At 63.2% G+C, this 8,032-nt stretch carries 6 protein-coding genes; 4 read left to right on the forward strand and 2 right to left on the reverse strand.

Annotation, left to right across the window (positions count from 1 at the left end):
* Nucleotides 1-40 precede the first annotated feature (40 nt).
* Both gyrA and mtnA read right to left on the reverse strand, forming a co-directional pair.
* Nucleotides 41-2,719 carry a DNA gyrase subunit A gene (gyrA, locus tag FFS13_RS05040; protein ID WP_137817994.1) on the reverse strand — a complete coding sequence of 893 codons (2,679 nt, stop codon included), beginning with the start codon at nt 2,717-2,719 and terminating at the stop codon, nt 41-43.
* 246 nt (nt 2,720-2,965) lie between these two features.
* The gene (mtnA, locus tag FFS13_RS05045) at nt 2,966-4,042 is read right to left on the reverse strand and encodes an S-methyl-5-thioribose-1-phosphate isomerase (RefSeq protein ID WP_137817995.1); all 1,077 of its coding nucleotides are present in this window, start codon (nt 4,040-4,042) and stop codon (nt 2,966-2,968) included.
* A gap of 107 nt (nt 4,043-4,149) precedes the next feature.
* Here mtnA and FFS13_RS05050 point away from each other — a divergent pair, with 107 nt between their 5' ends.
* The 4 genes from FFS13_RS05050 (at nt 4,150) to FFS13_RS05065 (ending at nt 7,828) form a co-directional block, all read left to right on the forward strand.
* Entirely contained in the window at nt 4,150-5,481 is a 1,332-nt protein-coding gene (locus FFS13_RS05050; protein WP_137817996.1) for a TRZ/ATZ family hydrolase, read from the forward strand.
* A 101-nt stretch (nt 5,482-5,582) separates the two neighbouring features.
* Entirely contained in the window at nt 5,583-6,281 is a 699-nt protein-coding gene (gene ubiG, locus FFS13_RS05055; RefSeq protein WP_137817997.1) for a bifunctional 2-polyprenyl-6-hydroxyphenol methylase/3-demethylubiquinol 3-O-methyltransferase UbiG, read from the forward strand.
* A complete protein-coding gene (gene mupP, locus FFS13_RS05060) occupies nt 6,281-6,952 on the forward strand; it encodes an N-acetylmuramic acid 6-phosphate phosphatase MupP (RefSeq protein WP_137817998.1) in 672 nt (223 codons plus the stop codon). Before ubiG ends, mupP begins: the two co-directional genes overlap by 1 nt.
* A gap of 135 nt (nt 6,953-7,087) precedes the next feature.
* Entirely contained in the window at nt 7,088-7,828 is a 741-nt protein-coding gene (locus FFS13_RS05065; RefSeq protein ID WP_137817999.1) for a YciK family oxidoreductase, read from the forward strand.
* Nucleotides 7,829-8,032 lie beyond the last annotated feature (204 nt).

Below are 8,032 nucleotides of genomic sequence, written 5' to 3' on the forward strand. Positions count from 1 at the left end.
GGCGGATAGATCGCGGCGCGACCCACCCGCCCTAGAGTTCTTACTCTTCCGCGTCCTGCGGAACTTCGTCCACGGCGCCTTCGGTCGTCTCGGCGATGGTGTCGACAGTCTCTTCGCCAGCCAGCTCGGCATCGCCAGACGCCTCGCCTTCCAGCTCTTCGCCTTCGCCCGCCTCCTCGTCAAGAGCCGACGGCTCCTGCACACGTTCCAAGCCCACCAGCGTCTCGTCGCTGGCCAGCTTGATCAGGGTCACGCCCTGAGTGTTACGCGACAGACTGGAGACTTCGTCGACCCGGGTACGGACCAGGGTGCCCTGATCGGAAATCAGCATGATTTCCTCACCGTCCAGCACCTGCACGGCGCCAACCAGCTTGCCGTTGCGCTCGTTGCTGACCATGGCGATCACACCCTGACCGCCACGCTTGTAGTCGGGGAACTCGGAGATGGCGGTGCGCTTGCCGTAACCGCGTTCGGAGGCGGTCAAGATCTGACTGCCCTCTTCCGGAATCAGCATGGAAATCAATTTCTGCCCTTCCGGCAGACGCATGCCACGCACACCACGGGCGGTACGGCCCATGGCCCGCACGTCGGTTTCCTTGAAGCGGGTGACCTTGCCGCCATCGGAGAACAGCATGACCTCACGGGAGCCATCGGTGATGGCGGCGGAGATCAGGATGTCGTCTTCGTCCAGCTCCAGCGCGATCAGACCGACGCTGCGCTGACGGCTAAACTGCTCCAGCGGAGTCTTCTTCACGGTGCCGCCAGCGGTGGCCATGAAGATGAAGTGCCCCTCGGTGTACTCCTCCACCGGCAACATGGTGGTAATGCTCTCGCCTTCACTCAGCGGCAGCAGGTTGACCAGCGGCCGACCCCGCGCAGCCCGCGAGGCTTCGGGAATTTCGTAAGTCTTCAACCAATACACCTTGCCCTTGCTGGAGAACAGCAGCAGCGTGGTGTGGCTGTTGGCGACCAACAGGTGCTCGATGTAGTCCTCGTCCTTCACCCCGGTCGCGGACTTGCCTTTGCCGCCACGCCGCTGCGCCTGGTAGGCCGTCAGCGGCTGGGATTTGGCATAGCCACCGTGGGAGATGGTCACCACCCGATCTTCCTCGGTGATCAGGTCACCCAAAGTCAGATCGAGGCGGGCATCGAGAATTTCGGTGCGACGAACATCACCGAACTCGGCCTTGACGCCTTCCAGCTCTTCGCGAATGACTTCCATCAGGCGCGTGGCACTGGTGAGGATGCGGATCAACTCGCCGATCTGGGTCAGGATCTCCTGGTACTCGGCCAGCAGCTTCTCGTGCTCCAGACCGGTCAGGCGGTGCAGGCGCAGTTCGAGAATGGCTTGCGCCTGTTCCGGCGAGAGGAAGTATTTGCCTTCACGCAGGCCGTACTGCGGGTCGAGATCATCCGGGCGGCAGGAATCGGCGCCGGCGCGCTCGACCATGGCCTGCACCGCCGTGGATTCCCAGGGCGTGGAGACCAAAGCTTCTTTGGCTTCGGCGGGGGTCGGCGAGGCCTTGATCAGCGCGATCACCGGATCGATGTTGGACAGCGCGACCGCCTGCCCTTCGAGGATGTGCCCACGCTCACGGGCCTTGCGCAGCAGATAAACGGTACGCCGAGTCACCACTTCACGGCGGTGAAGGATGAAGGCCTCGAGCAAATCCTTGAGGTTGAGGATCTTCGGCTGGCCGTCGATCAGCGCCACCACGTTGATGCCGAACACGCTCTGCAGCTGGGTCTGGGCATAGAGGTTGTTGAGGATCACCTCCGGCACCTCACCGCGACGCAGTTCGATCACCACGCGCATACCGTCCTTGTCGGACTCGTCGCGCAGCTCGGTGATGCCTTCGAGCTTCTTCTCTTTCACCAGCTCGGCGATCTTCTCGATCAGCCGCGCCTTGTTCAGCTGATACGGCAGCTCGGTGATGACGATCTGCTGGCGTCCACCGACCTTGTCGATGTCTTCGATCTCGGCGCGGGCACGGATCTGAATCCGCCCGCGGCCGGTGCGATAGGCCTCGATGATGCCCGCACGACCATTGATGATGGCAGCGGTCGGGAAGTCTGGACCCGGGATGTACTGCATCAGATCGTCGATCGTCAGCTCCGGGTTGTCGATCAGCGCCAGGCAACCGTCGATGACTTCGCCGAGGTTGTGCGGCGGAATGTTGGTCGCCATGCCCACGGCGATACCGCTGGAACCGTTGACCAGCAGGTTGGGAATCTTGGTCGGCATGACCGCCGGGATGATCTCGGTGCCGTCGTAGTTGGGCACCCAATCGACGGTTTCCTTGTCCAGATCCGCCAGCAACTCATGGGCCAGCTTGGTCATGCGCACTTCGGTGTATCGCATGGCGGCGGCGTTATCGCCGTCCACCGAACCGAAGTTGCCCTGACCATCGACCAGCAGATAGCGCAGCGAGAACGGCTGCGCCATGCGCACGATGGTGTCGTACACCGCCGTATCACCGTGCGGGTGATACTTACCGATCACGTCACCGACCACACGGGCGGATTTCTTGTACGCCTTATTCCAGTCGTTACCCAGCTCGCTCATCGCGAACAGCACTCGACGGTGCACGGGCTTGAGGCCGTCGCGCGCATCCGGCAAGGCACGCCCGACGATCACGCTCATCGCGTAGTCGAGGTAGGACTGTTTCAGCTCGTCTTCGATATTGACCGGTAGAATTTCTTTGGCCAGTTCGCCCATGAGAAGCCTGGTTCCTTTTTCTGGTGAAGCTCCGCCACATCCATCCTGAACGGGACGAAGCTCGCCGCTGCGGCCTTAGGCCCGGCAGCGACTCACGACAAATCAACGAGTTATGACATGGATCTGCGCTGTGAAGGCGACCCTTGTCGGCCCCCTTGAAAACTGACGGAGAGTACCACAATCAGCGCCCTGCACCTATCCCCAGCCAGCAGACAAACAGGTCGCCGCGTCACACAAACACCACTATCAATGCAGGCGTTTGCGGCACATCAATTGCGCCATTTTGGCCGCATCCGGGCGCTCGACTATGCCCTTTTCGGTGACGATGAAGTCGATCAGATCGGCCGGCGTGACATCGAACACCGGATTGACCGCCGCCACATCCGCCGCCACCCGCCGCCCCGCCAACTCCAGCAGCTCACGACCGTCGCGCTCTTCGATCGGGATGTCATCACCACTCTCCAGGGTCATATCGATAGTCGAACTCGGCGCCACCACCATGAAACGCACACCATGGTGCATGGCGTTGACCGCCAACTGGTAAGTGCCGATCTTATTGGCCACGTCACCATTAGCCGTAATGCGATCGGCACCAACGATCACCCAGGTGATGCCCTTGGTTTTCATCAGATGCGCCGCCGCCGAGTCGGCATTCAGGCTGACCGGAATACCCTCATTGGCCAGCTCCCAGGCAGTCAGCCGCGAGCCCTGCAGCCAGGGGCGGGTTTCATCGGCGTAGACCCGCTCGACCAGCCCATCCAGATAGGCCGCCCGAATCACCCCCAAAGCCGTGCCGAAACCGCCAGTCGCCAGTGCGCCAGTGTTGCAGTGGGTCAGCAGGGTCTGCAGATTGCCTTGGTGCTTGCGAATCAGCTCGACGCCGAGCTGCGCCATGGTCAGGTTGGCTTCGCGATCGCTCAGGTGGATAGCCACCGCCTCCGCTTCCAGGGCCACGAGGGTGCTCTCCGTCTCTTTCAGACGCGCCAAGCGCTCACGCATGCGGTTGAGCGCCCAGAACAGGTTAACCGCCGTCGGCCGCGAGTCGGCCAGCACACGGAAATCGTCCTCCAGCGCAACCTGCCAGTCGCCGCCTGCGGCCAGGCGCGCCCGCGCGCCTAGCACCAGGCCATAGGCCGCGCTGATGCCAATGGCCGGCGCACCGCGCACCACCATGGTTTTAATCGCCTCGGCCACCCCGGCCGCGGAGTCGTAGCGCAACCAGGTTTCCTCGAACGGCAGCAGCCGCTGATCGAGCAAATACAGCGCGCCATCCCGCCAATCGATGGCCTTAACCTTCTCCGCCGCCAACAATTGCTCGCGCATGGCCAACCTCGCACTCAGAAACGAAAAGCCGCGGATTATAGCGAGCCCCCCGCCAAGGCGCTCGGGTATACTTCGGCGACCTCAGGATACGCCCTTGGAAGCCGATCATGCCCGACCACGCTGCCCCGCTCGACCTGCTGCTCCTGCCGACCTGGCTGGTGCCTGTCGAGCCCGCCGGCGTGGTGCTGCACGAGCATGGCCTGGGCATCCGCGATGGCCGTATCGCCCTGATCGCGCCGCGCGCCGAAGCCCTCAAGCATTCCGCTCGCGAAGTACGCGAACTGCCGGGCATGCTGCTCACCCCCGGCCTGATCAACGCCCACGGCCACGCCGCGATGACGCTGTTCCGCGGCCTGGCCGATGACCTGCCGCTGATGAGCTGGCTGGAACAACACATCTGGCCGGCGGAAGCCAAATGGGTCGATGAGACGTTCATCCGCGACGGCACCGAGCTGGCCATCGCCGAACAGCTGAAAGGCGGCATCACCTGCTTCTCCGATATGTACTTCTTCCCGGAAGTGGCCAGCGAACTGATGCACAACAGCGGCATCCGCGCGCAGATCTGCATTCCGGTGCTGGATTTCCCGATTCCCGGCGCCCGTGACGCCGACGAGGCGTTGCGCAAGGGCCTGGCCTTGTTCGACGACCTTAGACTGCACCCGCGAATCAAGGTCGCCTTCGGCCCCCACGCCCCTTACACGGTGAGCGACGACAAGCTGGAAAACATCCGCATGCTGGCCGAGGAGCTGGACGCCGGCATTCACATGCATGTGCAGGAAACCGCCTTCGAGGTGCAGCAGAGCATGGAACAGCGCGGCGAACGCCCGCTGGCCCGCCTCGCGCGCCTGGGCTTGCTCGGCCCCCGCTTCCAGGCCGTGCACATGACCCAGGTCAGCGATGACGACCTGCTGCTGCTGGTCGAGAGCAACTGCAACGTCATCCATTGCCCGGAGTCCAACCTCAAGCTGGCCAGCGGCTTCTGCCCGGTGGAACGCCTGTGGCAGGCCGGGGTGAACGTGGCGATCGGCACCGACGGCGCCGCCAGCAATAATGATCTGGATCTGCTCGGCGAAACCCGCACCGCCGCGCTGCTGGCCAAAGCCGTGGCCGGTTCGGCCATGGCCCTGGATGTGCACCGCGCGCTGCGCATGGCCACGCTGAACGGTGCCCGCGCGCTCGGCCTGGACGAGCAAATCGGCTCACTGGAAGTCGGCAAATCCGCCGACGTGGTGGCCTTCGACCTGTCCGGCCTGGCCCAGCAGCCGATTTATGACCCGGTGTCGCAATTGATTTACGCCAGCAACCGGGACTGCGTGAAGCACGTCTGGGTTGGCGGCAAGCAACTACTCGACGACCGCCGGCTGACGCGCCTGGACGAGGAAAGAATCACCGCCAGGGCGCAGGAGTGGGGGAAAAAGATCGCTGCAAGCCGGTTGTAGGGTGGAAGTATCGCCACGCGATTGTTCCACCGCCCGGGCGCAATGCTGGATGGATAAAGCACCATCCATCCTACGAGCCGAATGTGATTTGAGGAAATATCATGAGCAACGTCGACCACGCCGAAATCGCTAAATTCGCCGCCCTGGCCCACCGCTGGTGGGATCGTGAGAGCGAGTTCAAGCCGCTGCACGACATCAACCCGCTGCGGGTCAACTGGATCGACGAGCGCGTCAACCTGGCCGGCAAGAAGGTGCTGGACATCGGTTGCGGAGGCGGCATCTTGAGCGAGGCGATGGCCCAGCGCGGCGCCACCGTGACCGGCATCGATATGGGTGAAGCGCCGCTGGCCGTGGCCCGACTGCACCAGCTGGAGTCCGGCGTCTCGGTGGAATACCGGCAGATCACCGCCGAAGCGCTGGCCGAGGAAATGCCCGAGCAGTTCGACGTGATCACCTGCCTGGAGATGCTCGAGCATGTGCCCGACCCAGCGTCGGTCATCCGTGCCTGTTTCGCCATGGTCAAGCCGGGTGGTCAGGTGTTCCTCTCCACCATCAACCGCAACCCCAAGGCCTACCTGTTCGCCATCGTCGGCGCGGAATACCTGATGCGCCTGCTGCCGCGCGGCACCCATGACTTCAAGAAGTTCATCCGTCCGTCTGAATTGGGCGCCTGGAGCCGGGAGGCCGGCCTTGAGGTCAAAGACATCATCGGCCTGACCTACAATCCGCTGACCAAGCACTACAAGCTGGCCGCCGATGTGGACGTCAACTATATGATCCAGACCCTGAAGGAAGCCTGATGCGCCTGCGAGCGGTTCTTTTCGATATGGATGGCACCCTGCTCGACAGCGCGCCGGACTTCATTGCCATCACCCAGGCCATGCGCGTCGCCCACGGCTTAGCGCCCCTGGCTGAGAAACTGATCCGCGACCAGGTCTCAGGTGGCGCCCGCGCCATGGTCGCAACCGCCTTCGCCGCCGACCCGCAATCGACCGAGTTCGAGGCGCTACGCCTGGAGTTCCTCGAACGCTACCAGGATCACTGCGCCGTCCTGACCCGCCCCTTCGACGGCATCCTCGAACTGCTGGCCGACATCGAGCAGGCCAAGCTGATCTGGGGCGTGGTGACCAATAAACCGGTGCGCTACGCCGCGCCTATCATGCACCAGCTCGGCCTGGCGGAACGCTCGGCCGTGCTGATCTGCCCGGACCATGTGAAAAACAGCAAGCCGGACCCGGAGCCGCTGCTCCTCGCCTGCACCCAGCTCGGGCTGGAGCCGGCCAGCGTATTGTTCGTCGGCGATGACCTGCGCGATATCGAATCCGGTCGTGCGGCCGGCACCAAGACCGCCGCGGTCACTTACGGCTATATCCACCCGGACGATAACCCGACGCACTGGGGCGCCGACGTGGTGGTCGATCACCCGCTGGAACTGCGCGCCGTACTCGACCGGGCGCTGTGCAGCTGCTGAACGGCCGACGACAGACACAGGGTGGATTAGCGAAACGTAATCCACCACTGCCGCCATAGGCGGCACCTTGCGGTGCCGATGGTGGATTACGCCGCTTTGCGGCTAATCCACCCTACGAATGAGAGAGACTTTACGATGTTTGAATATTCTGCCCGCCCCGATCTGCTGAAAGACCGCGTGATCCTCGTCACCGGCGCCGGCCGCGGCATTGGCGCCGCTGCCGCCAAGACCTTCGCCGCCCACGGCGCTACCGTGCTACTGCTGGGCAAGACCGAAGCGAATCTGACCCAGGTGTATGACGAGATCGAGGCGGCCGGCCACCCTCGGCCGGCGATCATTCCATTCAACCTGGAAGCCGCCCTGGCGCATCAGTACGACGAGCTGGCCGCCATGGTTGAGAACGAGTTCGGGCGCCTGGATGGCCTGCTGCACAACGCCTCGATCATTGGCCCACGCACCCCGCTCGAGCAGCTCTCCGGCGATAACTTCATGCGCGTCATGCACGTCAACGTGAACGCCATGTTTATGCTGACCAGCACCATGCTGCCGCTGCTGAAACTCTCGCAAGACGCCTCTGTGCTGTTCACCTCCAGCAGCGTCGGCCGCAAGGGCCGCGCTTACTGGGGCGCCTATGGCGTCTCCAAGTTCGCCACCGAAGGCCTGATGCAGACCCTCGCCGACGAACTCGAGGGCACTAGCGCCGCGCGCGCCAATAGCATCAACCCGGGCGCCACCCGCACCGACATGCGCGCCCAGGCCTACCCTGGCGAGAAGCCGACGAATAACCCTCTGCCCGAAGAGATCATGCCGGTCTATCTCTACCTGATGGGTCCGGACAGTCTCGGAGTCAACGGCCAGGCCTTCGACGCGCAATAACCCAGCTTTGCGCCCCCTCTCGCGCCAAAGCCGGCGACAGTCATCGGCAACGCGCGGAAAACTGCAGACAATAAAAAAGGGGCTCAATGAGCTAATGCCAGTCAGTTAAGCCCTTTCGCTTGACCTTGGGCCGCAAGAAATCAAAATCCGATGCCTGAATTGGCATCGGATTTTTTATGCGTCTCGCTCGGGCACTGCAACTGA

Origin of the sequence: Pseudomonas sp. 2FG, from assembly GCF_005502935.1 — a bacterium.
In the GTDB taxonomy this organism is placed as follows: Bacteria; Pseudomonadota; Gammaproteobacteria; order Pseudomonadales; family Pseudomonadaceae; genus Aquipseudomonas.

Bases quoted from the DNA above. Each gene is read 5' to 3' on its own strand.
- gyrA (WP_137817994.1), bottom strand. From the start codon at position 2,719: ATGGGCGAACTGGCCAAAGAAATTCTACCGGTCAATATCGAAGACGAG.
- mtnA (WP_137817995.1), bottom strand. From the start codon at position 4,042: ATGCGCGAGCAATTGTTGGCGGCGGAGAAGGTTAAGGCCATCGATTGG.
- FFS13_RS05050 (WP_137817996.1), top strand. From the start codon at position 4,150: ATGCCCGACCACGCTGCCCCGCTCGACCTGCTGCTCCTGCCGACCTGG.
- ubiG (WP_137817997.1), top strand. From the start codon at position 5,583: ATGAGCAACGTCGACCACGCCGAAATCGCTAAATTCGCCGCCCTGGCC.
- mupP (WP_137817998.1), top strand. From the start codon at position 6,281: ATGCGCCTGCGAGCGGTTCTTTTCGATATGGATGGCACCCTGCTCGAC.
- FFS13_RS05065 (WP_137817999.1), top strand. From the start codon at position 7,088: ATGTTTGAATATTCTGCCCGCCCCGATCTGCTGAAAGACCGCGTGATC.